22 protein-coding genes are annotated in these 23,340 nt (G+C 32.6%); 6 read left to right on the top strand and 16 right to left on the bottom strand.

Going from position 1 to position 23,340, the window contains the following annotated elements; genetic code table 11:
• Nucleotides 1–8: 8 nt before the first annotated feature.
• From AC1RRQ_RS06385 to AC1RRQ_RS06335, 11 genes are all read right to left on the bottom strand, one after another.
• Nucleotides 9–1,235, bottom strand: coding sequence for a DUF4249 domain-containing protein (locus AC1RRQ_RS06385; RefSeq protein WP_493022176.1), 1,227 nt, complete (start codon nucleotides 1,233–1,235; stop codon nucleotides 9–11).
• 4 nt (nucleotides 1,236–1,239) lie between these two features.
• On the bottom strand, nucleotides 1,240–4,023 hold the full coding sequence (locus AC1RRQ_RS06380) for a TonB-dependent receptor (protein ID WP_493022175.1): 2,784 nt from the start codon (nucleotides 4,021–4,023) through the stop codon (nucleotides 1,240–1,242).
• Nucleotides 4,024–4,767, bottom strand: a complete 744-nt coding sequence (locus tag AC1RRQ_RS06375) for a hypothetical protein (RefSeq protein WP_493022174.1) — start codon at nucleotides 4,765–4,767, stop codon at nucleotides 4,024–4,026.
• A 238-nt stretch (nucleotides 4,768–5,005) separates the two neighbouring features.
• Complete coding sequence (locus AC1RRQ_RS06370; RefSeq protein WP_493022173.1) at nucleotides 5,006–5,257, bottom strand: hypothetical protein; 252 nt, start codon at nucleotides 5,255–5,257, stop codon at nucleotides 5,006–5,008.
• Between the two features lie 197 nt (nucleotides 5,258–5,454).
• Nucleotides 5,455–6,201, bottom strand: coding sequence for a LytR/AlgR family response regulator transcription factor (locus AC1RRQ_RS06365; RefSeq protein WP_493022172.1), 747 nt, complete (start codon nucleotides 6,199–6,201; stop codon nucleotides 5,455–5,457).
• Between the two features lies 1 nt (nucleotide 6,202).
• The gene (locus tag AC1RRQ_RS06360) at nucleotides 6,203–7,729 is read right to left on the bottom strand and encodes a tetratricopeptide repeat-containing sensor histidine kinase (protein WP_493022171.1); all 1,527 of its coding nucleotides are present in this window, start codon (nucleotides 7,727–7,729) and stop codon (nucleotides 6,203–6,205) included.
• Between the two features lie 217 nt (nucleotides 7,730–7,946).
• The gene (locus AC1RRQ_RS06355; protein WP_493022170.1) at nucleotides 7,947–8,363 is read right to left on the bottom strand and encodes a hypothetical protein; all 417 of its coding nucleotides are present in this window, start codon (nucleotides 8,361–8,363) and stop codon (nucleotides 7,947–7,949) included.
• A 225-nt stretch (nucleotides 8,364–8,588) separates the two neighbouring features.
• Nucleotides 8,589–10,733: a polyribonucleotide nucleotidyltransferase gene (locus AC1RRQ_RS06350; RefSeq protein WP_493022169.1), complete on the bottom strand. Its 2,145-nt coding sequence runs from the start codon at nucleotides 10,731–10,733 to the stop codon at nucleotides 8,589–8,591.
• Nucleotides 10,734–10,897: 164 nt separating this feature from the next.
• Complete coding sequence (gene rpsO / locus AC1RRQ_RS06345; protein WP_007804772.1) at nucleotides 10,898–11,164, bottom strand: 30S ribosomal protein S15; 267 nt, start codon at nucleotides 11,162–11,164, stop codon at nucleotides 10,898–10,900.
• A gap of 127 nt (nucleotides 11,165–11,291) precedes the next feature.
• Nucleotides 11,292–11,990, bottom strand: coding sequence for a toxin-antitoxin system YwqK family antitoxin (locus AC1RRQ_RS06340; RefSeq protein ID WP_493022168.1), 699 nt, complete (start codon nucleotides 11,988–11,990; stop codon nucleotides 11,292–11,294).
• Between the two features lie 33 nt (nucleotides 11,991–12,023).
• Nucleotides 12,024–12,479: a GAF domain-containing protein gene (locus AC1RRQ_RS06335; RefSeq protein ID WP_493022167.1), complete on the bottom strand. Its 456-nt coding sequence runs from the start codon at nucleotides 12,477–12,479 to the stop codon at nucleotides 12,024–12,026.
• Nucleotides 12,480–12,550: 71 nt separating this feature from the next.
• Between AC1RRQ_RS06335 and xrtF the strand changes: the two genes are divergently transcribed.
• The 6 genes from xrtF (at nucleotide 12,551) to AC1RRQ_RS06305 (ending at nucleotide 17,281) form a co-directional block, all read left to right on the top strand.
• A complete protein-coding gene (xrtF, locus tag AC1RRQ_RS06330) occupies nucleotides 12,551–13,087 on the top strand; it encodes an exosortase family protein XrtF (RefSeq protein WP_493022166.1) in 537 nt (178 codons plus the stop codon).
• Entirely contained in the window at nucleotides 13,077–13,523 is a 447-nt protein-coding gene (locus tag AC1RRQ_RS06325; protein ID WP_493022165.1) for an exosortase F system-associated membrane protein, read from the top strand. The genes xrtF and AC1RRQ_RS06325 overlap by 11 nt, the downstream gene beginning before the upstream one ends.
• 46 nt (nucleotides 13,524–13,569) lie before the next feature.
• Entirely contained in the window at nucleotides 13,570–13,968 is a 399-nt protein-coding gene (locus AC1RRQ_RS06320) for an HYC_CC_PP family protein (RefSeq protein ID WP_493022164.1), read from the top strand.
• Between the two features lie 112 nt (nucleotides 13,969–14,080).
• Entirely contained in the window at nucleotides 14,081–16,087 is a 2,007-nt protein-coding gene (locus AC1RRQ_RS06315) for a TonB-dependent receptor plug domain-containing protein (RefSeq protein WP_493022163.1), read from the top strand.
• A 40-nt stretch (nucleotides 16,088–16,127) separates the two neighbouring features.
• Nucleotides 16,128–16,472, top strand: coding sequence for a heavy-metal-associated domain-containing protein (locus AC1RRQ_RS06310; protein ID WP_493022162.1), 345 nt, complete (start codon nucleotides 16,128–16,130; stop codon nucleotides 16,470–16,472).
• A gap of 128 nt (nucleotides 16,473–16,600) precedes the next feature.
• A complete protein-coding gene (locus AC1RRQ_RS06305) occupies nucleotides 16,601–17,281 on the top strand; it encodes a DedA family protein (protein ID WP_493022161.1) in 681 nt (226 codons plus the stop codon).
• Between the two features lie 336 nt (nucleotides 17,282–17,617).
• Here the strand turns inward: AC1RRQ_RS06305 and rodA are convergent, their stop codons facing one another.
• The 5 genes from rodA to AC1RRQ_RS06280 form a co-directional block, all read right to left on the bottom strand.
• Nucleotides 17,618–18,853 carry a rod shape-determining protein RodA gene (gene rodA / locus AC1RRQ_RS06300; RefSeq protein WP_493022160.1) on the bottom strand — a complete coding sequence of 412 codons (1,236 nt, stop codon included), beginning with the start codon at nucleotides 18,851–18,853 and terminating at the stop codon, nucleotides 17,618–17,620.
• Between the two features lie 14 nt (nucleotides 18,854–18,867).
• Nucleotides 18,868–20,841, bottom strand: coding sequence for a penicillin-binding protein 2 (gene mrdA / locus AC1RRQ_RS06295; protein WP_493022159.1), 1,974 nt, complete (start codon nucleotides 20,839–20,841; stop codon nucleotides 18,868–18,870).
• On the bottom strand, nucleotides 20,838–21,344 hold the full coding sequence (locus tag AC1RRQ_RS06290; protein ID WP_493022158.1) for a rod shape-determining protein MreD: 507 nt from the start codon (nucleotides 21,342–21,344) through the stop codon (nucleotides 20,838–20,840). The genes mrdA and AC1RRQ_RS06290 overlap by 4 nt, the downstream gene beginning before the upstream one ends.
• The gene (mreC, locus tag AC1RRQ_RS06285; RefSeq protein WP_493022157.1) at nucleotides 21,337–22,167 is read right to left on the bottom strand and encodes a rod shape-determining protein MreC; all 831 of its coding nucleotides are present in this window, start codon (nucleotides 22,165–22,167) and stop codon (nucleotides 21,337–21,339) included. The genes AC1RRQ_RS06290 and mreC overlap by 8 nt, the downstream gene beginning before the upstream one ends.
• A gap of 112 nt (nucleotides 22,168–22,279) precedes the next feature.
• Nucleotides 22,280–23,308 carry a rod shape-determining protein gene (locus AC1RRQ_RS06280; RefSeq protein WP_008466528.1) on the bottom strand — a complete coding sequence of 343 codons (1,029 nt, stop codon included), beginning with the start codon at nucleotides 23,306–23,308 and terminating at the stop codon, nucleotides 22,280–22,282.
• Nucleotides 23,309–23,340: the final 32 nt, after the last annotated feature.

Below are 23,340 nucleotides of genomic sequence, written 5' to 3'. Positions count from 1 at the left end.
AAAAAGAATTAATCTACCCAAAAAGGAGGAACAATGTTAGATGAAAAAGAAGTACAGTCTCCGCATGGTGTTTTTACTAAATAAAACAAATCGACATAGTTCCATGAAAACAAAACTTTACCTTTTGTACGAATTAAAGAACGTAATACTGGTCCTCTACACGGAAGGTCTCCATCGCAATCTTTATATTCTTCTGGCTCACAGTCAGATTCGTAGTAAGGAGGCAGGCGTTCATTTGGAAACAAATCGGCATAATTGAAATAAATTCTTTCAGTAGAAACGGAAGAAACTTCAAAGAATCCAATTACTTTTTCTTCAGGATTTTCGACAGATTTTATGTTTCCATAAAAGAATCCGGGTTGTTTTGGAGAAAGAACACTTCCGGATGTTGATAAGTCTCGCAATGTTTTGTAAAAAGTATAGGCTGCTAAATTTTGAACATATTGTTTTACAAGTATGCTGTAACGATGTGATATAATGTAATTTTGATCGCTGATGAAACGTACCGGAAAATGTACGCGGTCTTCACTAAGGCCGCTTGTATTGTTTAAAATTATAGCATCTGATTTTTTAGTAGAAAAGCAAGTTTTAGCCTCTTTAGTTCTGGGCATTACTGAAACTACTTCTTGCATTGGAGATGGCGGTGTTCCTTCAATAGGGTTTCCTGGGTTTGCAGGAATTGTAACTACACTAGCTTCTTCAAAATACCACCTTGGTGCTATAATTTTATAGGTTTCGGTGTATTCGTATCTATAGTATTTGGAAGTATTAGCAGGATCAAAACTGTTTACATTTATTTGAACGCCTCTTTGTCCGTTAACATTTTCAACGGTAGCAGTAACATTATCAATTTTGGTTTCGGTAGTTAAAACCTGTTCATCAGAAGTGTAATTTTTACCTTCTCTTGTTTTAATTTTTAATTGATATTTTCTTCCTGGCTCAGCTCTAAAAGCAGTTATAGAGGCATAAACGGTATCTTTTTCTTCAAACTGGTATTCATTTCCTTTGTCATCGGTTATAAAAACATTTGCGCCTTTTTCAAATCTAGGGCCTGTTTCTTCCAACTGATAAACCTGAGAAACTCTTATGGTTTGATTTTTTAATTCGTTTGTAATGGTTCCTTCTACAACAAGTGCGCTTTCAAAATCAGTATTCTGAAAAACATATTGTTCAGTACAGCCAGTTAGTGCTAATGCAAGAACCAGGAAAAGTGATATTTTGTGAAAATATTTCATGATATTAAAACTTGAAATTATAAGTTATACTAGGAATTGGGATAGAGAAAATGGATGTTTTATAAGCTTTAATCTGTCCTTTGTCTGTTACAAAAAATACAGAATAAGGGTTGTTTCTTCCTAAAACATTATATACTGATATATTCCAAAAACTATGAGCTAATTTTTTTATTTTATGATTTCCTTCGATATTAAGACCAATATCTAATCTATAATAATCCGGGATTCTAAATTTATTACGATCACTGTATACGGTATACTGTGCATTTCCGTAATCATAAGTTCCAATAGGATATGTAATTGGGCGTCCTGTTTGGTAAACAAAATTACTTGAAAAACTATAACGTTTTGTAATTCTGTAATTTAAAACAGCACTAAAGTCGTGAGGCTTATCAAAGTTAGAAGCAAAAAACTTTCCGTTGTTTACTTTTTCTTCATTAAACTGACTGTTTAATTTAATTAATGATCTTGAATAAGTATATCCTAACCATCCGTTAAGACGTCCTTCTGTCTTTTTTAATAAAACTTCAACTCCGTATGCTTTACCTTTACCTTGTAAAAGTTCGGTTTCTATATTTTTGTTTAATAATAATTCAGCACCAACTTTATAATCTAAAATGTTATTCGATTTTTTGTAATAACCTTCCAGACTTAATTCGTACTCATTGTTCTTTAAGTTTTTGTAAAAGCCTAATGAAACCTGCTGTGCGTCTTCTGGTTTAACATTTAAATCTGAAAGTTTCCAGATGTCAGTTGGAGACTGTGTTGTATTATTTGATAATAAATGAATGTACTGATATGTTTTGTCATAACTTGCTCTTACAGAGAAATCATCTGTTAAGAAATAACGTGCAGCCACTCTTGGTTCAAATCCGCCGTAACTTTTAATTACTTCGTTGTTTTTGTACTCTTTTGTTTCTACAACAGTTGCATCGCTAATTGGCAGGTTTTGTTCATAAACGCGCTGTGAAGCTTTTCCTAATGCAGAAAATCTAGAGTAACGTAATCCAAAATCAAGTAAAAGTTTATCTGTGATTTTAAAATTATCTCCTATATAAACCGCAGATTCTATGCCTCTTTCTTTGTCAATTTCTATAGGAATTAAGGTAGATTCCGGATTTTCGGGTCTTAAATATCCTGGATTAATACCATATAATTTACTTGATATACCGTATGAAATTTTATGTTTTTCACTGTATAAGTAAGTCATTTTTAGAGCTGCCTGTGTATCATTAATTTTATATCCAAAATCGAATGAATTTACGCTTGGCGATTGATAATCAATATTGAATTTGTACTCACTGTTGGTTAAAATTAAAGAACCTTTATTTTTTTCATTAAAAGTATGATTCCATTTTAATGTTGCCAGTCTGTTGCTGTATTTGTACAATGAATCTGATGATACACTGAATTTATCATGGCTGTAATAAGCCGTAGCTTCAATATCGTTGTTGGCATTAAATTTATGATTGTACTTTAAGATGATATCATAAAATGAAGCCTGACTATTTTTTAAATCTTCGTCATCCAATGTTTTTAAAATCCAATCAGAATAACTGGCTCTTCCTCCGGCAACAAGACTTGATTTTCCTTTAACAATAGGAGTAGAAATCATGACGTTACTCGTAGCAGGTCCGATACCGCCTTCACCTTCAAATTTATTGAAATTACCTGTTTTTGATGTAATATCGAAAACAGATGACAATCTTCCTCCAAATTCGGCAGGAATACTTCCTTTATAAATGTCAACTTTTTTAGTTGTATAAGGATTTAATGCTGTAAAAAATCCGAAAAAGTGCGACGGATTATATAAAACAGCTTGATCCAGTAAAAACAAGTTTTGGTCTTCTTTTCCGCCTCTTACATTGTATCCAGAAGAACCTTCTCCAGCAGTTTTTATACCCGGCAGAGTTAAGGCTACTTTAAGAATGTCGCGTTCTCCTAATACAAGAGGAACATTTTTAATTCCTTCGGCATCAATTGTGGTTACGCCGGTAATGGCGGCTTTTGCATTTTTACTTTTCGCGGTTTTAATTAAAACTTCGTCTAGTTGATTTACATTGTCAACGAGATTAAAGTTTAATGTTCCGTCATTATAAACCATGATCTTTTTAGATACTTTGTCGTAAGCAAATGTTTCAGTTTCGACCGTGCTGATTCCTGGAGGAACCTGTAGTTTATAATGTCCGTCTTTATCCGTTACGGTAGAAAATTCGGTATTTGGAACTTTCACCATAATATTAGCAATTCCAGCTTTGTTTTTTCCGCCTTTTATATATCCGGAAAGGGTGTAAGTTTTCTTTTTTTGACCTTTTGATTCTTTTCCAATAAGTATGAGGTCCCTCATATTTTTATTAGGATTTCGAGTATTTGTCTTTTTTAAAGAATCGTACTGCTGATAAAATATAGGAACAACAGCAACACCATTTTCGTCTTTTTCAAGAGGAATACCAAAATAATCATCCGGAAGTTCATTATATATAATACTATTGTTAGTTAATATAATTTTATTATCGGCGATGAAATAATTAATGCTGGTATTTTGAAATATGTCTTCGAGAATTTCGGCAATTCGAACTTCTTTAAATTGTTTTGTTATAGAGGTACTGTCAGACTCCATCCATTTTTCGTCAAAATAAAACTTAAAATAAGAGGTTTGTTCTATGTTTTGAATGGCAGTTTTAAGATTAGCATTTTTAAATTCTACAGAAACTTTATCACTAATAATTTGAGAATAAATAAGGTTCTGAAAGGTCAATAAAAATAGTAGTAGCGTAATTTTTTTCATTTAGTTAGAACTTTTTTTAAAAAAACTATTAATTTGTTTTGTTAGATTTTGCATGAACTGGTTTTTATCTGATTGTTCTAACTTTTTTTCAGCTTGGTAGTAATCATTAATTTCTTTTTTAAAGGCTGGAAAGAGTTTTTTTATGTCTTTTTTTGAATCGACCTTGTAGAAAAAGTTGTTGTATTTAAAGATGTATTCTGTTTTATATATAAAATTATAATGCACGATATCAGATTGAAATACTTTTATTTTTTCTTTCTTGTGTTTGATGTAAAGCGAAACATTGGGCCCAATATAACTCTCTTCGTAAATGCCATTTACGATGCTGGGAAACTTAATAGTTTCAGATTTTAGATAGGTGAATTTTTTGTCTTTAATAAAGAAATAATCAATTTTATCCTTTACAAGATTAATTGCCAGATTATCTGTTTGATCTTTTTGTTTAAAAACTACCTGATCATCCAGGATATCGTATTTAAGATTGGAGTTGGAATAGATTTCGCCGTCAAAGCTTATATCTCCAACAGTAAATTCGTTTAAATAGTATCTGTGTGCGTTTGGTATTGGTCGAAATGGTTCACTGTGAAGAACACCATTATTAATGCTTAAATTGTCTTTTCCGACAGCATTGTCAAAATAATCATACAACGAGGCTTTGTCATTAGATTGGCAATATAAATAAGAAACGTTCAATAACATGCTAAATATCAGGAGATATATAGCCTTTTTTTGAGAATTTTTCAAAGGATTAACTGGTTTAAATGATTTGTTTTGGTCGATCTCAAATGTATTAAAAAAAAATATAACAAAGTTTATGTTTTTGTGTTAAATTGTAGTAATATGTTTGCGTTTCCTGTATTTGTTGAGAATTATAGCTAATATTTTAAGAGATGATTGTTGAAAAAACAAAACCCTAATTCATTAGTTTGAATTAGGGTTTTTACATAAAAGAATTTTGGGCAAAAATTATCTTTAATATTGTTTATTCATAAAAGTCATCTGAACTATCCAGAATTTGATCAAATATTTTTTTTAACGATTTTATATATAATGGAAAAGAAATGGCAAGTAAAAAATATTCTATTCTTAAAACGGTTACATCATCTAGTATTTTATATAAACTAGGAATGATAATAGCTAAAGAAACCGCAATACCAACCCAGGGATTGTTTTTTATTTTTTTTAAAGTTGGTAAAATTTTCATTTCCGGTTGTTTTACTGTGGCTGTTTTCATCTATACTATTTTGATTTAGGTAGATCAAAAGTAAAATTGATCTGGGGCTATTGTTATGAAAATGTCATGAAAGCCTTATTTTATGTCACGAAATATGTGAATTTGCTTATCGTTTAAAACTTTTTGCTTCAAAAAACAAAAAATCCTCTTTGTTTAAAGAGGATTTTTCTGTGATGGAATATTTTAAATTCTTACCGTTACGATAGAATGTTCATGTTTTTTATGAAATCCTTATATGTATCGCTTAGGTTTATTCGATGGTTTCCTTTTAATATGATGAGATTATCAGTAAGGAAAATTTCTTCTATTTTATCTGTATTTACAATTGTATTGCGATGTGTTTTTATGAATTTACTTTTATCAAGAAGTTCACTGATTTTGGTCAATGAAATTAAGATTACAAATTTTTCTTTTTCAGTAATAATGTTACAGTAACGTTCCTCGACTTCAATGTAAAGAATATCTTCTAAGGCTACTTTCTTTAAAGAATTTTTCTTTTTGATGAATAATGAATCGTTGCTGATAACCGTATTTTGCTCCTCGCTTAAAAATACATTTGTCTGTTCATAAAATTTTTCGACAGCCATTTCTATAGCATACAAAATTTCCAGTTCATTAAAAGGTTTCATTAAAAAACTGAAAGGTTTGGTAAGTTTTGCCCGTTCAAAAATCTGACGATCCTGAGAACTGGTTAAAAATACAAAAGGTTTCGATGCCTGCGGTATTATATTAATCGATTCAGCAAAGGTTATTCCGTCTGGTTTTCCTTCTAGAAAAACGTCAATAATTATTACATCGACAGAAGTTTCGTAAAATAACTTTAATGCATCTGTGAAGTTTTTTGCCACTCCTGCTACGTTATAATTATTCTGAAGCAATACTTTTGCAAGAGCATCACTTTGTTCAGGAGTATCCTCTATAATTAAAACATTAATATTGTCCATTTCATTTAGATTTAGGGAAAGTTAATATCATTTTAGTTCCTTTATTAAGTTCACTTTCTATTTCAAATGTTCCTCCATTTTTCTTAATCATCTGCTTGCACAATTGCAAACCTAAACCGGTTCCAATGATTTCCGAATTGCTTTTTTTGGCTAGTAATTCGCCTTCCTGAAGCAATTCATCAATAGTATTTCTGCTCATTCCAATTCCTGTGTCCTGAATAATGACCTGACAGAAATCAGCATCGATTTCATTTGCAGAAAAGGTAATTTGTCCGTTTTCTTTAGAAAACTTGATAGCGTTATCTAATAAATTTCTAAAAACAATTTTAAGTGAATCAAGGTCAACAAATAAAAAGATGCTTTTTGAAACCTGATTTTCGAATGTAATAGCTTTGTCGAGTAATAAAGGCTTATAGTTAAATTCGATTTGTTGTATGATAGAAAATAAATGAACTGATTCTTTGTTGAAATAAAGCTGCTTCGTTTGTAATAAAGCCCAATGCAATAAATTATCTAAAAGACTGTAAGCGCCATTTGCAATACTGCTGTTTTGAATAATTAATTGATTTAATTCGTCGTAATTTTTTGTTTCCAGCGTGGCTGATAATTTAGAATTACTGGTTTTTAAAGCATTTACCGAGGAGCGTAAATCGTGGCTGACAATCGAAAACAACTGATCTTTGGTGGCGTTTAATTCGTCGAGTTTGTTTTTTTGACGTAATATCGTTTTGCCATTTTTTACTTTTTGGGCATATAAATATATTCCTCCTGTTAATACCAATAAAAGTCCCGTTGCCGAGAAAAAGAAAATATTACGCTGTGTGTTTTTTAATTTGTTTTCTACTTGTAAAACTTTGATTTCTTTTTGCTTTTGAGCTACAGCAAATTTTTTCTCAAAATCAGCAACTGCCCAGATTTTATTTTGATTGTTTAAAGAATCTTTCCATTGTTCTGCTTCTTTTCTGTAATCTAAAGCTTTTTTGTAATTGCCTCTGTTTTCTTCAACTGCGGCCATGTTTTTTGAAGCAACACTTTTTATATGAAAATCGCTGATCTTTTTAGAAAGTAAATGGGCTTTTTCAAAATATGGTATTGCTTGTTGATCTTTATATTGAACGTAATACAAATTTGCCAGACTATTGTAAGCATTGTAAAGTTCAATGTGAGTTTTTTCTTTTATCAATAGATTTTTTAAAAGATATATTTCGGCTTGATCAAATTGTTTTAAAAAGCTATAAGTATTTCCTAATCCTTCATAGGTCTTTGCTAAACTATAATTTTGTTTTTGTATTTCAGGTAATTTTAAAACCTCATGATAATGCTGAATCGCTTTTGTAAATTCTTTTAATTGAAAAAGAGTTCCTGCTAAATAAATTTTGTTTAAAGTTGAAAAAATAAAACTATTAGAGACTAAACGAAATTCATATTTCGCTTCCTTATATAGATTTTTTTGATAAAAACTTACTCCTCTAAAAAAATGGCTATAATCTAAAAGTTCTTTTGCAGAACCAGAAGTTATTTGCTTCATAGAGTAAATGAGAGTTGAATCCCAATCCTTTTTTAGAAAAAAAGATTGGGACTTAACAAAATTATAGTCTGATTTAAACTCAAAAGATTTTTTAAGAAGTATAGTTTTTAATAAATCATTTTCTGATTTTACTTGAGCATAATTTGTTGTAAATATTGTCAGTAAAATAAAAAGGACATTTATTTTTTTTACCATCTCATTCTAAGTTATTATAATCTTAGGGTTTTACATTTACTTCTGTTCCTCTAGAAGTTTCTGGGTCAACATTTCTAAGATAAGCGATAACTGTTTCTATTTGAGTTACGTCAGTAGAGTAATAATTAATTTCTACGTACCAAACATCACAAGTTTCAGGAGTGTCTTCAGTATAATCGTAATCGAAATAAATTTCAAGAGTTGTGCCTTTTAGTGTGGGAACTGAAACGATAGGATTTTGGGTAAATTCAGAGTTTATGTATAAAGTAGCTCTAATCTTTAATGTAGGTAGTCCTCCTGCGCTAATGTAGCTTTCTACCGAAACAAGTGGAGGTAAGGGGTGTTGAAGGTGGTTTGTGTCTTCAAACGTAAATTCTTTGGTATTAATTCTTGTGTTTTGAACAACTTTATAACGCGTTGATTCTAGGGTTGCTTCCATGAATAGGGGTTTTAGGGTTAATAAATTTATTTTTGGTAGGTTAAAGATATTTTATTTCTTTAAAAAAATGTAAGTTTTGCCCTCTTTTTTTATAATTTTTACATTTTCTTCATGAAATAATGTATAATATTAACATTACGGTACGTTTTGAAAAACGAAAAACCCCAACTCAAATAAATGAATTGGGGTTTTCTATAAATAAACCTTTAGTAAACTAAGATCTGATTACTCTTTTTTGTCCTCACGCGGAGGTCTTGGCACAAGTGCTTTTTTAGACACTTTTTCTTTTTTAGTTTTAGGGTCAACTCCTAAGTATTTTACTTGGAATACATCTCCCATTTTAACTACATCGGCAACATTTTCAGTACGTTCCCAAGCAAGTTCAGATACGTGAAGCAATACTTCGTTTCCTGGGGCAGCAGTATATTCTACTACAGCTCCAAAATCAAGCATTTTAATTACTTTAACTTCGTAAGCTTCTCCCATTTGAGGTTTGAAAGTAATAGATTGGATTTTTGCCAATACTGCTTCAATTCCAGCTGGATCTGTACCTAAGATTTCAATAACACCTTGCTCATCAACTTCGTTAATCACGATAGTTGTACCAGTAGCTTTTTGTAATTCTTGAATTACTTTTCCACCAGGTCCAATTAATGCTCCAATAAAGTTTCCAGGAATAGTTCTGGTAATGATTTTTGGTGCGTGTGCTTTAACGTCAGCTCTTGGAGCTGCAATTGTCTCAGTTAATTTTCCTAAAATGTGTAAACGTCCGTCGCGTGCCTGACCTAAAGCCTGCTCCATAATATCATAACGTAATCCGTCAATTTTGATATCCATTTGACAAGCAGTAATTCCATCTGCAGTTCCGGTTACTTTAAAGTCCATATCTCCTAAGTGATCCTCATCACCTAAAATGTCTGACAATACAGCAAATTTCTCTCCATCAGTAATTAATCCCATAGCAATTCCAGAAACTGGTTTTACCATTTGAACTCCAGCATCCATTAAAGCCATAGTTCCAGCACAAACAGTTGCCATAGAAGAAGAACCGTTAGATTCTAAAACTTCAGAAACAACACGAATTGTATAAGGACAATCTGCAGGAATCATATTTTTTAATGCTCTTTGAGCTAAGTTACCGTGACCAACTTCTCTTCTTGAAGTTCCTCTTAATGGTTTTGCTTCACCAGTAGAGAAAGGAGGAAAGTTATAGTGTAAGTAGAATTTTTCTTCACCTTGTTCAGACGGAGAATCGATTTGGTTTGCTTCTCTAGAAGTTCCTAAAGTTACAGTTGCCAAAGCTTGAGTTTCTCCACGTGTAAATAAAGAAGAACCGTGAACTCTTGGTAAGTAATCCGTTTCACACCAAATTGGTCTGATTTCTGTAGTTTTTCTACCATCTAAACGAATTCCTTTTTCAAGGATTACATTACGAACAGCTTCTTTGTTTGTTTTGTAGAAATATTTCCCTACTAAACCAGCTAGATCTGCGTTTTCAGCATATTCTTCTTCTGTAAATAAAGCTTTAGCTTCGTCTTTTACAGCTGCGAATTTTTCGCCTCTTTCGCTTTTTCCAGAAGCTTCTTGTGCAATTGCATAGCATTTGTCGTAAGCAGCAGCTTTTACTTTTGCGTAAACAGCTTCGTCTTCGATTTCACCTTCGTATGTTCTGTATTCTGGAGCGCCAATCGCTGCTCTTAGTTTTTGCTGAGCAGCAATTTGAACTTTAATAGCTTCGTGAGCAAATTTGATAGCTTCTACCATTTCTGCTTCTGAGATTTCTTTCATTTCACCTTCAACCATTGCAACAGAATCCATAGAAGCTCCAATCATCATATCGATATCAGATTTTTCTAAGTCTTCTCTACTTGGGTTGATAACAAATTTTCCGTCGATACGTGCAACACGTACTTCAGAAATTAAGTTATAAAAAGGGATATCTGAAACAGCTAATGCTGCAGATGCCGCTAAACCAGCTAAAGCATCAGGCATAACAGTTTCGTCATGAGACATTAATTGAATCATAACTTGTGTTTCAGCGTGGTAATCGTCTGGGAAAAGCGGACGTAAAACACGGTCTACTAATCTCATTGTTAATACTTCGCTGTCGCTTGGACGAGCTTCTCTTTTAAAGAAACCTCCTGGGAAACGACCAGCGGCAGCAAATTTTTCGCGGTAATCTACCGTTAATGGTAAAAAATCAACGCCAGGGTTAGAAGTGCGAGCTGAAACTGCTGTTGCAAGTATCATCGTGTCGCCCATTCTTACTACTACAGAACCGTCAGCTTGTTTAGCTAAACGACCTGTCTCGATTGTGATGCTTCTGCCATCACCTAAATCGATCTTTTCTACAAATAATTGTGGAATCATAATTTTTCCTTATTGGTTATACAATGGGTTTTAGTTGTGTTGTAGTTGTTGTTGTGTGTAGTTGTTGTTTCTAAAACCCAATGAAAAACCAAACTTTTTTTCTTGTAAAATGCTTGTAATGTAAAAACAAAAAGAGGCACTCTCGCACCTCTTTTCTATATTGATTATTTTCTGATATTCAATACTTTGATAATCTCACGATATCTGTTGATCTCTTTCTTTTTCAAGTAATCTAACAAAGCTCTTCTTTTACCTACTAATAGTACAAGAGAACGCTCAGTGTTGTAATCGTGACGATTTTTTTTCAAGTGTTCAGTTAAGTGAGAAATTCTGTAAGTGAACAATGCAATTTGACCTTCTGCGCTTCCAGTGTTTGTTGCACCACCGTGTTGTGCGAAAATCTCTTCTTTCTTTTCTTTAGTTAAATACATTCCAATATTATTTAATGATTTTTATGTATGTCATTACAACTTTTGTAAGACGGGTGCAAAATTAGATTAAAAAAACAGAAAAATCAAAAAAAAATAAAAGAATCTAAAAATAAGGCTGTAAGAAATTCTATTTTAATGATTTGGAGACTTTTTTACCGGTTAGTTTTTCATTTTGAGACGAATAAGACAGTTTTATATTGTTTGCATCTATACTTGTTCCCGAAACTAAAATTCCTTTATCATAATTATCTGTAAATGTGATTTTACGCGCAAGGTCATTTCCTTGCCAGACACCTTGTTTCAATCCGGCTTTAACAGTTCCTTTTTGCGTTATGAATTTATCGGTTTCTTCATATTCTCCTTCGCCATCAACTACACTTTGATTTTTATTTTCATCCCAAAAATTTAGAATCAAAGTTTGTGTCTTTTTGGTTTTAGGATCCCACGAATTTTGTTTCTCCCATTTTTTACTTTGGTTTTCGTACCAATTAATCTCCTTACCTGATTTATGATCGTCAGAATAATTTACAACAGCTTCTTTTGCTCCGTTTTTATAATAATAAATAAACTCTCCATCTTTCTTTAAAACATCTCTGTCTAAAGTTGTTCCGGTCATTTTCTTTCTTCCGTTTTTGTAAAAATCAGTTACAACATAACGAACGCTTTTTTGAGAATAATTTGTAATTACTCTGGTGTAGCTGTAGTTTTCGGGCACAGTTTCATTATTTAATGAGTCTAGAAAAATTTTCTTTGAGACTACATTAATTTGAGCAAATAGGCTTACTGAAAAGACAAGGTGAAATAAGAGGATTATGGTTCTATTCATTTAGACCTATTTTTTATATTAAAAATAGTGCTTTTAGAATAGTTTAGCAACTTCTTGGTTTACAAACTCCAGAAATCTTTCGTCAGCTTCTGTAAAAGGATCAATAACGTGACTGTCAATATCGATTTGACCAATATTTACTCCGTTTACAAATAACGGCACTACGATTTCAGATTTTACCGTTAAACTGCAGGCGATATAATTGTCTTGTGCTTTAACATCCGGCACTACAAAATTCGCATTGCTTTCGGCAACCTGACCGCAGATTCCTTTTCCAAAAGGAATAACAGTATGATCAGTTTCTGCACCCACATAAGGACCCAAATGAAGTGTTTTGTTTTCGTGGTTGGCGAAATAGAATCCTACCCAATTGTAATATTCTACATTTTCGTTTAATAATTGGCAGACAGCTAATAGTTTTTCGTCTCTAACTTTATTGTTATCAGATACTATAGTGCTTATTTTTGGTTGTAATTCTTGAAATGTCATGATTTGAAAATTTTATACAAAAGTATTTAAAGCTAAACTCAAAAAATACATAAATTTGAAAAAAAAATCTGTTGAGAAAATATCTACTCCAATTCAAACCTTTTTTAATTTTTATAGGTACTTTTTTTACTGCTTATATTGCACTTACTGTTGCGTATAAATTTTATCTAAACAGTTTAAGAGCTGATGAAGTTGATGCAGTTACAAATTGGGTTGGCCGTAATGTCGAGCAATTACTTCTGTTGTTTGATTATGATATTAAGGTACAAAAAAGTTTTGCATCTCCCTGGTTAGAAGTTTGGTTCAATAACCAAAATATCATTCGTATTGTGGAGGGCTGTAATGCTGTGAGTGTTACAATTTTGTTCGTCTCTTTTGTGCTTGCTTTTTCGGGTAAATTAAAAGCCACATTACTTTATATTTTGTTTGGAATCGTCTTTATTTATATTTTAAACGTAATTCGAATTGCATTGTTAACGGTTCTGTTATTTTATTTTCCTGAAAAATCACACTTTTTGCATGGCGTTTTGTTTCCATTAGCTATTTATGGTTCTGTATTTCTTTTATGGGTTGTTTGGGTTAATAAATTCTCAAAGTATGCTAAGTAAATTAAAAGAACAAAAAGGGAAAATTTTCATTTCAGTGCTAATTGTTTTCTGTTTTGGTTTAATAAGAGCTTTTGAAAAATCGTTGTTCTACGATCCATTTTTAGAATATTTTGAATCTAGTGCTAAAAATTTGCCTTTGCCCAAAATCGAATCGTTTAAGCTTTTTTACAATCTGGTATTTCGTTTTGTTTTAAATACAGTTTTGTCACTCGCTTTAATTTATACGCTTTTTAGAGATAAAGGAGTCTTGAGCTTTAGTATCTTCCTATACGGTTTTTTTGCGATAATACTTTTCGCATTGTTTTTTATAATAGTTGGTTATTTTCCTGAAAACACCTGGCTTCTTTTCTACGTACGCAGATTTATAATTCAGCCTATATTTGTGCTTTTGTTTATTCCGGCATTTTATTATCAGTTTCAAAATTTAAAAAAATAACATTTTATTAGATTTTTATTCGAGACATTTTAGGTATTTTTGCCGTATGAGTAAAAAGTGCACAGTATTATTTTTAGCGTTCCTACTGTTGGTTTCCAACATTGGGTTTGCTTTTGATGTGCATTATTGCGGCGGAGAAATAGCATCTGTTTCTTTAAACACTTCTGTTTCTGCATCACCTGAAAAGAAATGCTGCGGCGATGCTAAAGAAGAAAAATCTTCTTGCTGTAAGGATAAAGTGGTTCATCTTGAAAAAAAATCAGATGATGCTACTTTTAAAATTTTCTTTTTTCAGCTTGCATTTCCGGCGGTAATTCAGGAATACACACCGATTACGTTTTTGTCAATTCCAAATTTCAAAAACAATCAAATCATTTCGTATTATTCTGATGCGAATGCGCCCCCCTTATTCAAACTATATAATCAATACATTTTTTATTCCTGATTTTAATTTTTTAGAATCAAGCCTTCTTTGTATGGCTTGTACCTTATTGTTTGGGTTTTTTAGTTGAGAAACGTCAAACAAAAATTTTCTAAAAACATTAAAATCTTTTTTTATGCAAAAAAATATCATGCTTTTTGTGGTGTTTTTGCTTTCTGTTTCTGCGTTTTCACAAGAAAACTTAGAGGAAGTAAAAATTACAAAAAAGCAAAAAGGAATTAAAAAATCGTATACACTTACTTCAAATACCTCTTTAATTACAAGCAAAGAATTACTAAAAGCAGCTTGTTGTAATCTAGCCGAAAGCTTTGAAACGAATCCGTCAATCGATGTGAATTTTTCAGACGCATTAACGGGAACTAAGCAAATTAAAATGCTGGGATTAACAAGCCCGTATTTAATGATTACCGAAGAAAATATTCCTTCGGTGCGTGGTGCTTCTCAGGCGTATGGTTTATCTTTTACGCCTGGAACCTGGATAGAAAGCGTTCAAATTACCAAAGGTGCCGGAAGTGTTATTAATGGATACGAAAGTATTTCGGGACAAATTAATACCGAATTGTTAAAGCCACTAAATGACGTTCCATTTTTTCTGAATGCTTATGGTTCTACTGATTCCAGATTTGAGCTGAATACGCATTTCAACAAAAAAATATCCGATAAATGGGCGACAAGTTTGTTTGTTCATGGAAATGCGCGTGTGGCAAAAAATGACATGAATAATGACGGATTTCTGGATAATCCGCTAGGGAAACAAATTAATGTTTTAAACCGTTACCAATATTATGATCCGGAAAGCGGTTTGGTAAGTTTTATCAATTTTAGATATATGAATGATAAAAAACAAACCGGAGAAGTTGATTTTGATAAAGACCGTGACCGTGGTACAACCAATCATTGGGGATCTGAGATCAATACAGAGCGTTTTGATGTTTCTACAAAAATTGGTTATGTCTTTAAAGATATGCCGTATCAGAGTATTGGGTTTCAAAATGCATTTAACAGCCACAAACAAGATTCTTATTTTGGGTTGAACTTATACGATATTAAACAGAATAGTTTTTATTCTAATTTAATTTTCAATTCGATTATCAATAATACGATGCATAAGTTTACTACTGGTTTGAACTTTTCATACGATCAATATCAGGAATTTGTGAATGCTAACGATTACAGCCGAATCGATAATTCGGTTGGAGCATTTTTTGAATATACGTATGATAACACCGATAATTTTAGTGTGATTTTAGGCGGAAGAGTTGATAATCATAATCGTTTGGGCTTTTTTGTAACCCCTCGTTTACATGTTCGATACAATCCTTGGAAAAATGGAGTAATTCGTTTTTCTGCCGGTAGAGGAAAACGTTCGGCTAATATTTTTGCAGAAAATCAACAGCTTTTTGCAAGTTCAAGAACGTTCTCAATTTTAGATAATAACGGAAAAATTTATGGTTTAAATCCTGAAATTGCATGGAATTACGGAATCAGCTTTTCGCAGAAATTTAAAATTTTCAATAAAAATGCCGAAGCAGGATTTGATTTCTACAGAACCGATTTTCAAAATCAGGCCGTTGTTGATATCATGCAGAGTCCGCAGGATGTTTTGTTTTATAATTTGAAAGGAAGTTCTTTTGCAAACAGTTTTCAGTTTGAGTTCAATTACGAGCTGATTCATAATTTAAATTTAAGAACGGCTTATAAATATTATGACATCCAAACAGATTATTTAAGAGGAACTTTTCAGCGTCCGCTTCAGGCGAAACATCGTTTTCTTGGAAATTTAGAATACGAAACAACGATGAATAACGATAAACAATGGAAATTTGATTTTACGTTTAACTGGTCAGGAAAACAACAGTTACCTTATACGGCATCAAATCCTGCAGCAGATCAGTTTCCGGATTTCTCACCTTCTTATGCGGTTATGAATGCTCAGGTTACGAGAGGGTTTTCATCGGTTTTTGAAGTGTATGTAGGAGGAGAAAATATTGGAAATTATAAGCAGCAAAAAGCAATCCTAGGTGCAAATGATCCTTTTGGACCAAACTTTGATGCATCTGTAGCTTATGCACCAATTTTTGGGCAGATGTATTATGCCGGATTGAGATTTAAAATAAAATAAGTAAACAATAATAATTTTATAACACTAAATAATAGACGAAATGAGAAATTTGATTTTAATCGCAATGATCACTTTTTTAGGATTTTCAGCTCAGGCTCAAACTAAAAAGAATAAGAATTTAAAATATACAACCGAAGTAAACGGTAATTGTGAACAATGTAAAAAACGTATTGAAAAAGCGGCATACGGCGTTCCGGGCGTAAAGACTGCAACCTGGGATATCAGCTCGCATCAACTGGCTGTAATTTTAAATGAAGAGAAATCTTCTACAGCAGATTTAAATGCTGCAGTTGCAAAAGCAGGCCATGATACCAAAGAGGTTAAAGCAACCGATGTTGCCTACGAAAACTTACATTCTTGCTGCAAGTACGAAAGAGAAAAATAATTTTTAAAGCCCGAGTTTATATTCGGGCTTTTTTAATAGTTAATTTATCTTTAAAATATGGCATTTTATTGTGGTTAAGGCAAATTATTGTTAATTTCACGAACTTATAATATAACCAAATTCATTTTATGAGTAATTTTGATTGGACCCAGTTAATAAACCCTGAATTTTATATAACTTTAAGTATCGGAGGTTTTCAGATTGGGCTGTTTATTGTTCTGTTTATTGTATTTGCAGAAACAGGACTTTTTGCAGGTTTTTTTCTACCAGGAGATAGTTTGCTTTTTTTAGCTGGTATTTATAGCCGCGATCTAATTCAGAATGTTGTTTATATCCCAAGCGATTTCATAAATGTGTTTTTGTTATCAACAGCCGTTGCCATTATGGGGGTTTTAGGTAATATGACGGGTTACTGGTTTGGAGCAAAAAGCGGTTATTACTTGTTTAAAAAAGAAGATACATTTTGGTTTAAAAAGAAATACCTTTTACAATCGAAAGATTTCTTTGAAAAATACGGAGGTAAAGCTATTATCTATGCTCGTTTCCTTCCAATCTTTAGAACTTTTGCACCTATTATTGCCGGAATAGTTTCTATGGATAAAAAGAAGTTTATGTTTTTTAACATCTTAAGTTCTTTCTTGTGGTCGTTCATTTTAATTTTTGCCGGACATTATTTGTACGGAGTTTTCCTAAAACAAGGAATTGATTTAAAACACCATATTGAATACATTATTATTATAATTGTTATTATATCTACATTCCCGGTTCTTATGAAACTTTTGAAGAAGAAACCAGTTGAAAAAATATAATTAAAGAATAAAAATTATAAAGTCCGAAGTTCTAAACTTCGGACTTTTTTTATGGCTGTTATTCAGGTTATTTCTATCAAGTCTTATCATTGTCAGCGATTGAAACCTCTTGTAAATTATAGTAATTATATATTGTGCCCCAGTGGTTGAAACCGCTGGCAATATTTGTATTATGGATATGGATTGGGCTGGACGTTAAAAAGAAGTAATAAAGCTGTAAATCAGATTTTTAAAAATCTGATTTACAGCTTTATATTAAATAGTTTATTGTTCTATACAGAAAGGTTATTTATCTGTAAATTGGAATTTGGAATTTATATTTTGATCATTTAAGTATTACCATTCATTTACTTTATTGGCATCCATTTTTAAGAAGATAAACAGTAAAATTGTGAATCCCCAAAGTCCGGAACCTCCATAAGAAAAGAAGGGCAGAGGGACCCCAATTGTAGGGAAAATTCCAATAACCATTGCAATGTTTACAAAGAAGTGTATAAATAAAATTCCGGCTACGCAATATCCGTAAACCCGGCTGAATTTAGTTTTTTGCCTTTCGGCTAAATAAATTACCCTTAAGAATAAACCGGTAAAAAGTAAAATTACGACTAAAGAACCCGCAAATCCCCATTCTTCACCAACGGTTGTAAAAATGTAATCTGTATGTTGTTCCGGAACGAATCCTCCTTTAGTTTGAGTTCCTTCTAAGAATCCTTTTCCAATCCATCCTCCAGATCCAATAGCAATTTCTGATTGGTTGGTGTTATAACCAATACCTTTCATGTCTACTGTTTTTCCTAAAAGAATATTGAAACGGTCTCTATGGTGTTGTTTAAAAACATTGTCAAAAACATAATCTACAGATAGAACAAAGCCCGAAATTAAGGCCAATAAAATAGCGCTTAAAAGAAGGTTTCTGTCCACAGCCCTGCCTTTAAAATGTATGATTATTAAAACGCCTAATGCGATTAAAATAACTACGTATGGCTCTAAAATAAGAGTTAAAACGAATAATAGAATCGTTATAAATCCTGTCCAAACATACCATGATGGCAGTCCTTCTCTAAATAAAACAAGAATAAAAACGCTGTAAATTAACGCACTACCAGGATCGGGCTGTGGTAAAATAAGCATTACGGGCAGAAATACAATGGCTAAAGCTTGTATTTGCCTATTGGTTTCCTTGAGGTTGATTTGGGTGTCACTTAAATATTTGGCTAGTGCCAATGATGTTGCGGCTTTTGCAAATTCAGAAGGCTGAAGCGTAAAACTTCCAATGGCATACCAGCATCGCTGACCTGCAATTGTTTTTCCGAATAGAAATAATCCGGCTAAAGACAACAGCGCAACCACAAAGATTATACTGGCGTATTTCTCGTAAAATTTTCCATCAACAAAAAGCACAACAAAAATTAAAGGAATAGTACATCCAATAAAAATTAATTGTTTTTGATAGGTTCCATCTGTTGATAATAACGAAGAGGAATAGATATTCAGCCACCCTAATGTTACTAACGCAATGTAGATAAAGACACTTATCCAGTCGATGTTATTTTTTACACTTTGATTTTTCATTTGAAATAATCTTGTTAGTTCTTTTTAGTAGTGTCTATTGTTGTTTTTTTAACTTCAGTTTTCGGTACCGTTGTAACAGGTGCTTTAGGAGTAACGATTTTAGCTCTTAAAACAGAATCTTTTGGTGTAGATTCGATTGCACTTGCTTCGTTCATTCCGCCTAGTTTAGCATATTCGCCGGCTAAGCTTTTGTTTAAAACACGAATCTCTAAATCGGTTCTTGTGATTTTCTTTCTTAAATATTTTTCGATCATCAAACTCGCAATAGGTCCTGCAACAGTTGCTCCAAAACCTCCATTTTCAATCATAACCGCGATAGCGATTTTTGGATTGTCTTTTGGTGCAAACGCAACAAATATCGAGTGATCCTTAAGCTGTGTTCTTTTACCATTAATTTTTGCAAAGTTTTCTGCTGTACCTGTTTTTCCGCAAATATCAATTCCGTTTACCCTAAGTGAAGCTGCTGTTCCTTTGTTGTAAACATCAAATAATCCGCTTATAACCGGTGGGAAATATTTTTGATCAACTGTAGTTACGTGTTTCGTTGTAAACTTCGAGTCGATTTTTTTACCTTCAATTTTTTTAATGATATGAGGCGTGTAATAATACCCTTGATTCGCAACGGTTGCCATCATATTGGCCAATTGAATAGGGGTCATTAAAACCTCACCCTGCCCAATAGCGTTAGATACAATTGTTGAACTTCTCCAGCCTCCATTAGGATAAATTCTTTTATATGTTTTAGAAGTCGGAATATTTCCTTTTTTACCTGTTGGTAAATCGTAACCCATAAATTGTCCTAATCCAAAACTTTTTACGTGGCCGCTCCATACGTCTACTGCTTTGCCCGGATCTTTATATTTGTTAATCGTTAACATATAAGCCTGACCAAAATAGGTATTACAAGAAAGGTAAATTCCGTTATGTAATTGATGAGGTCCAAAACCGTGGCATTTCATAAAACGGCCGCCACCATAACTAAATCCGTGGTGACACATAAAAGTTGTCTGCTCGTTAACAACACCTTCCTGAAGTGCCACTAAACCAGTTAAGATTTTAAATGGCGAACCAGGAGGGTACTCTGCTAAAAGTCCTCGGTCGTATAAAGGTTTTGCAATAGAATCATGATATAAAAGCGTGTAGTTTTTAGATCTTTGTCTTCCAACTAAAATACCCGGATCGTAAGATGGGGCAGTTACCAAAGCTAGAATTTCACCAGATTTTGGTTCAATTGCGACAATTCCACCTCTTTTATTAATCATTAATTCTTCGCCGTATTTTTGAAGCTCGGCATCAATAGATAAATTGATGTCTTCTCCTGCAACAGCGATTGTATCGTATCGTCCTTCTTTATAAGGACCGATTTCTCTATTGTACTTGTCTTTTTGAATGTATTTTACACCTTTTATACCGCGTAAAATATCTTCGTAGCTTTCTTCAACACCTTGTTTTCCAATTAAATCTCCACTGTTATAATAAGGATTCTTTTTAATTAAGTTCTCGTTTACCTGAGTGATGAAACCAAAAATATTCGCACCATAATCTACTTCGTAATCACGAAGTGAACGTTTTTGAAAATAAAAACCTTCATACTTTCTGATTTTCTCCTGGAAAGCGGCGAATTCATTTTTATTTAACTGCGATAAGAATACAGATGGAAGTCTAGGGCTGTAAACCTTTGCCTTTGCAATTCTTTTTTCATAATCCTCACGGGTAATGTTTAAAAGCGAGCAAAATTCATCGACATTAAGGTCTTTTCCAATTTCTCTTGGAATAACCATGATATCGTATGATGCCTGATTAGCAACTAATAATTTACCATTTCGGTCATAAATATATCCACGTTCCGGATAGTCATAGACTTTTTTTATCGCATTATTTTCTGATTTCAATTTAAACGAATCATCAATAATCTGCAGATAAAATATCCGAGTCACTAGCAAAGATGCTGCAATAATAATTAAAGAGGGCAGCAGAACTTTTCTCATCGTTTATTGGGCTTAATAAGATAAATTATTATAATGGAAGTGATTATTGTAAAAATGGTGCTGAACAATGTTCGCAGTAAAATGTCTATTATGAACTTAAACTCAAAAGCTTCTAATGTAAATAATACAATATGATGCAATAAAACAGAAACTAATATGAACGAAAACCGCTCAGGAGTTAAAGAGTCGTTTAGTTTAATGGTTTGATATTCATAACTTAATCCAAACGAGAATTTAAAGAAATAAGGCCTGTAATAGGCTAATATTACGCAGGCTGTCGCATGAATTCCGCCAGAATTACAAAACATATCCATTACTAATCCTAATAGAAAACTAGAGATAATTAATCCGGCTCTGTTACTATTTACGGGATATAAAATAATATACAAGATATACGGAAAAGGACTTATGTATCCTAAAAAATTCATGTTGTTAAAAATAACGACCTGAACTAACAGCAACATAATAAAACGAAAAATATTTACTAACAAAGCGCTATTCATTTTTTTCCTTGCTTTTCTTTTCTAAATTAATAAGTTCTTCTCTGTCTTTACTTTTAATAATATAAACGTGGCCAAGGTTTGTCATGTCGTTAAACAATTTTACCCTTATTACGTAAAAACTTGAATTTTCTTTTTTGTATATGTTTTCTACCGTACCAATGTTAATTCCTTCAGGGAAAATTACAGATTGCCCTCCGGTTACAATAGTGTCTCCTTTTCTTACAGAGGCTAATCTAGGAACATCTTCCAGTTGAACGAATCCGGTGCTTTTTCCATCCCATGTTAAAGAACCAAAGTGATTTGTTTTCTTTAATTTAGCATTGATCTGCGATTTCATGTTCAAAATACTCACCACAGTAGAATATCTTGGCGAAGTATTGTCTACAACTCCAATGATCCCTAAGCTGTTAATAACTCCCATATCCGGTTTAACTCCTTCGTTTTTTCCAGAGTTTAGCGTGATAAAGTTTTCGTGTGTATTGTATGAATTATGGATAACTTTTGAAACGATAATATCAGCAGGTTTTACTCCTTTGATACTATCTGGCAATGGTGCTTTTGTAGTGTCTTCCTTGTTGAATAAAAGACTTTTTAACCTTGCGTTTTCAAGTACAAGTTCGTCATTTTCGGCTCTTAAATTCAAATATTCGTTTACACGATTAATTCTTTCATAAACACCTCCGCTTAAAAAATTAGCTGAACTGATTACTCTGCTTCTGTGATAGGAATGCGATTGAATTGTGAGAGTCAACGAAATACCTAAAAGCAGCAAAAACAGCAATCGATTACTGTTTCTTATAATGAAATTAAAAATTTGCTGCATTTCGTGTCTGGTTATTTTGTTTCAGGATATGCTTTAAGGTTTCAAACTTTACAAGGGTCAAATATTAAAAATCTGACCCTGATAAAAGTATATTGATTGTTATTTTTGAATCTTATTTGATTAAGATACTTTTAAATTTTGCAATGTTTTTAAGCGCCATTCCTGTACCGCGAACAACTGCTCTTAACGGATCTTCAGCAATGTAAACAGGTAAATCTGTTTTTTGAGAAATACGTTTGTCAAGACCTCTTAACATAGATCCTCCACCAGCTAAATAAATACCAGTATTGTAAATATCGGCAGCTAACTCAGGAGGAGTCTGAGATAATGTTTCCATTACGGCATCCTCAATACGCTGAATTGATTTGTCTAATGCTTTTGCGATTTCACGGTAAGAAACATCAACTTGCTTAGGTTTACCTGTAAGCAAATCTCTACCTTGAACTGACATATCTTCTGGCGGTCCATCTAAATCTTCGATAGCCGCTCCAATTTGAATTTTAATTTTTTCTGCAGTACTTTCTCCCACAAAAAGATTGTGTTGTGTACGCATGTAGTAAACGATATCATTTGTGAAAACGTCACCTGCAATTTTTACAGATTTATCACAAACAATTCCGCCTAATGCGATAACTGCAATTTCTGTTGTACCACCTCCAATATCAACAATCATGTTTCCTTTTGGCTGCATGATATCGATACCAATACCAATTGCGGCTGCCATTGGCTCATGAATTAAGTAAACTTCTTTTCCGTTTACTCTTTCACAAGATTCTTTTACCGCTCTCATCTCCACCTCAGTAATACCAGAAGGAATACAAACTACCATGCGTAAAGCCGGAGTAAACATTCTTTTCTTTAATGCCGGAATACTTTTAATGAACATATTGATCATTTTTTCCGAAGCATCAAAATCTGCAATTACACCATCTTTCAAAGGCCTTATGGTCTTGATGTTTTCATGCGTTTTACCTTGCATCATGTTGGCTTCTTTACCAACAGCAATGATTTTGCCTGATACTCTATCACGTGCAACGATAGACGGACTATCAATAACAACTTTATCATTATGTATGATTAAAGTGTTTGCGGTTCCAAGGTCTATCGCAATATCCTCGGTCATGAAATCAAAAAATCCCATAAGTTTTTTAGGGGTTTAAAATGTTATAAAAT

Source organism: Flavobacterium sp. GW821-FHT12A05 (genome assembly GCF_058807735.1).
Note: the sequence above shows the minus strand (reverse complement) of the source record. Positions and strands in the feature narration are given on the sequence as shown.

Bases quoted from the DNA above. Each gene is read 5' to 3' on its own strand.
- AC1RRQ_RS06280 (WP_008466528.1), bottom strand. From the start codon at position 23,308: ATGGGATTTTTTGATTTCATGACCGAGGATATTGCGATAGACCTTGGA.
- AC1RRQ_RS06365 (WP_493022172.1), bottom strand. From the start codon at position 6,201: ATGGACAATATTAATGTTTTAATTATAGAGGATACTCCTGAACAAAGT.
- mreC (WP_493022157.1), bottom strand. From the start codon at position 22,167: ATGCAGCAAATTTTTAATTTCATTATAAGAAACAGTAATCGATTGCTG.
- AC1RRQ_RS06350 (WP_493022169.1), bottom strand. From the start codon at position 10,733: ATGATTCCACAATTATTTGTAGAAAAGATCGATTTAGGTGATGGCAGA.
- AC1RRQ_RS06370 (WP_493022173.1), bottom strand. From the start codon at position 5,257: ATGAAAACAGCCACAGTAAAACAACCGGAAATGAAAATTTTACCAACT.
- AC1RRQ_RS06320 (WP_493022164.1), top strand. From the start codon at position 13,570: ATGAGTAAAAAGTGCACAGTATTATTTTTAGCGTTCCTACTGTTGGTT.
- AC1RRQ_RS06325 (WP_493022165.1), top strand. From the start codon at position 13,077: ATGCTAAGTAAATTAAAAGAACAAAAAGGGAAAATTTTCATTTCAGTG.
- AC1RRQ_RS06385 (WP_493022176.1), bottom strand. From the start codon at position 1,235: ATGAAATATTTTCACAAAATATCACTTTTCCTGGTTCTTGCATTAGCA.
- AC1RRQ_RS06360 (WP_493022171.1), bottom strand. From the start codon at position 7,729: ATGAAGCAAATAACTTCTGGTTCTGCAAAAGAACTTTTAGATTATAGC.
- mrdA (WP_493022159.1), bottom strand. From the start codon at position 20,841: ATGAGAAAAGTTCTGCTGCCCTCTTTAATTATTATTGCAGCATCTTTG.
- AC1RRQ_RS06315 (WP_493022163.1), top strand. From the start codon at position 14,081: ATGCAAAAAAATATCATGCTTTTTGTGGTGTTTTTGCTTTCTGTTTCT.
- AC1RRQ_RS06310 (WP_493022162.1), top strand. From the start codon at position 16,128: ATGAGAAATTTGATTTTAATCGCAATGATCACTTTTTTAGGATTTTCA.
- AC1RRQ_RS06290 (WP_493022158.1), bottom strand. From the start codon at position 21,344: ATGAATAGCGCTTTGTTAGTAAATATTTTTCGTTTTATTATGTTGCTG.
- AC1RRQ_RS06335 (WP_493022167.1), bottom strand. From the start codon at position 12,479: ATGACATTTCAAGAATTACAACCAAAAATAAGCACTATAGTATCTGAT.
- AC1RRQ_RS06340 (WP_493022168.1), bottom strand. From the start codon at position 11,990: ATGAATAGAACCATAATCCTCTTATTTCACCTTGTCTTTTCAGTAAGC.
- rodA (WP_493022160.1), bottom strand. From the start codon at position 18,853: ATGAAAAATCAAAGTGTAAAAAATAACATCGACTGGATAAGTGTCTTT.
- AC1RRQ_RS06355 (WP_493022170.1), bottom strand. From the start codon at position 8,363: ATGGAAGCAACCCTAGAATCAACGCGTTATAAAGTTGTTCAAAACACA.
- AC1RRQ_RS06305 (WP_493022161.1), top strand. From the start codon at position 16,601: ATGAGTAATTTTGATTGGACCCAGTTAATAAACCCTGAATTTTATATA.
- AC1RRQ_RS06380 (WP_493022175.1), bottom strand. From the start codon at position 4,023: ATGAAAAAAATTACGCTACTACTATTTTTATTGACCTTTCAGAACCTT.
- rpsO (WP_007804772.1), bottom strand. From the start codon at position 11,164: ATGTATTTAACTAAAGAAAAGAAAGAAGAGATTTTCGCACAACACGGT.